Below are 1,240 nucleotides of genomic sequence, written 5' to 3' on the forward strand. Positions count from 1 at the left end.
AGACTTAGGATCTAGTGCCGCAAGGCGTGGGGGTTCAAGTCCCTCCACCCGCACTATATAGTATTTTTACCACGCGGGAGTAGTTCAGTGGTAGAACACCACCTTGCCAAGGTGGGGGTCGCGAGTTCGAATCTCGTCTTCCGCTCCATAGATTTATACTGCCTTGCCGGGGTGGCGGAATTGGCAGACGCACAGGACTTAAAATCCTGCGGTGGGTTCCCACCGTGCCGGTTCGAGTCCGGCCCTCGGCACTTCTTTATTAAAAAAACATATGCGCCCGTAGCTCAATTGGATAGAGCGTCTGACTACGGATCAGGAGGTTAGGGATTCGACTTCTCTCGGGCGCGCCATTATATTATCGGGGAGTAGCTCAGCTTGGTAGAGCACTTGGTTTGGGACCAAGGGGTCGCAGGTTCGAATCCTGTCTTCCCGACCATTTTACCCATAATTTATGGGGCCTTAGCTCAGCTGGGAGAGCGCCTGCCTTGCACGCAGGAGGTCAGCGGTTCGATCCCGCTAGGCTCCACCATATATATGTATAATAGATTTTTGGCGGCGTAGCTCAGCTGGCTAGAGCGTACGGTTCATACCCGTGAGGTCGGGGGTTCGATCCCCTCTGCCGCCACCAAAAAAGGACCTTTAGCTCAGCTGGTTAGAGCAGACGGCTCATAACCGTCCGGTCGCAGGTTCGAGTCCTGCAAGGTCCATCACATTTTTTTATATGGAGGAATACCCAAGTCTGGCTGAAGGGATCGGTCTTGAAAACCGACAGGGGAGTCAAATCCCGCGGGGGTTCGAATCCCTCTTCCTCCTCCATTTTACAAATGAATTTTCTAAGGGTTATGAGAAGCAAGAAGGTTGAGGAAGTGAATCGATGAACACCGGAACGCACTTGTGTGCGTAAGGATGTGAAGAGATGAAACTGACGAAGAGATTCACGGCTTATCATAAGCCAATCAATTTCGAAAAATATATTTTTGAGGATTATGAGAAGCAAGAAGGTCGAGGAAGTGAATCGATGAACACCGGAACGCACTTGCGTGCGTGAGGATGTGAAGAGATGAAACTGACGAAGAGATTCGCCGCTTATCATAAGCCGAACAATTTTGAAAAATATATTTTTGAGGGTTATGAAAAGCAAGAAGGTCGAGGAAGTGAATCGATGAACACCGGAACGCACTTGCGTGCGTGAGGATGTGAAGAGATGAAACTGACGAAGAGATTCGCCGCTTATCATAAG

Annotated in this window: 2 protein-coding genes and 8 tRNA genes; all 10 read left to right on the forward strand. The window is 49.8% G+C overall.

Going from position 1 to position 1,240, the window contains the following annotated elements; all coding sequences use genetic code 11:
- Positions 1-73 precede the first annotated feature (73 nt).
- The 10 genes from AB1471_RS16880 to AB1471_RS16925 all read left to right on the forward strand — a co-directional run bounded on the left by AB1471_RS16880 (position 74) and on the right by AB1471_RS16925 (position 1,192).
- Positions 74-148: transfer RNA gene (locus tag AB1471_RS16880), tRNA-Gly, on the forward strand.
- Between the two features lie 17 nt (positions 149-165).
- Positions 166-251 (forward strand) — tRNA-Leu (locus AB1471_RS16885).
- Positions 252-273: 22 nt separating this feature from the next.
- Positions 274-350 (forward strand) — tRNA-Arg (locus AB1471_RS16890).
- Between the two features lie 9 nt (positions 351-359).
- Positions 360-436: transfer RNA gene (locus AB1471_RS16895), tRNA-Pro, on the forward strand.
- A 17-nt stretch (positions 437-453) separates the two neighbouring features.
- Positions 454-529: transfer RNA gene (locus AB1471_RS16900), tRNA-Ala, on the forward strand.
- Positions 530-551: 22 nt separating this feature from the next.
- Positions 552-628: transfer RNA gene (locus AB1471_RS16905), tRNA-Met, on the forward strand.
- A 5-nt stretch (positions 629-633) separates the two neighbouring features.
- Positions 634-707 (forward strand) — tRNA-Ile (locus AB1471_RS16910).
- 16 nt (positions 708-723) lie between these two features.
- A tRNA-Ser gene (locus tag AB1471_RS16915) sits at positions 724-816 on the forward strand.
- Positions 817-916: 100 nt separating this feature from the next.
- Complete coding sequence (locus AB1471_RS16920) at positions 917-1,048, forward strand: hypothetical protein (protein ID WP_367780921.1); 132 nt, start codon at positions 917-919, stop codon at positions 1,046-1,048.
- Between the two features lie 12 nt (positions 1,049-1,060).
- Positions 1,061-1,192: a hypothetical protein gene (locus AB1471_RS16925; RefSeq protein WP_367780922.1), complete on the forward strand. Its 132-nt coding sequence runs from the start codon at positions 1,061-1,063 to the stop codon at positions 1,190-1,192.
- Positions 1,193-1,240: the final 48 nt, after the last annotated feature.

This window comes from Jeotgalibacillus marinus (genome assembly GCF_040801915.1).
Taxonomy (GTDB): domain Bacteria; phylum Bacillota; class Bacilli; order Bacillales; family Jeotgalibacillaceae; genus Jeotgalibacillus; species Jeotgalibacillus marinus.

Bases quoted from the DNA above. Each gene is read 5' to 3' on its own strand.
- AB1471_RS16925 (WP_367780922.1), top strand. From the start codon at position 1,061: ATGAAACTGACGAAGAGATTCGCCGCTTATCATAAGCCGAACAATTTT.
- AB1471_RS16920 (WP_367780921.1), top strand. From the start codon at position 917: ATGAAACTGACGAAGAGATTCACGGCTTATCATAAGCCAATCAATTTC.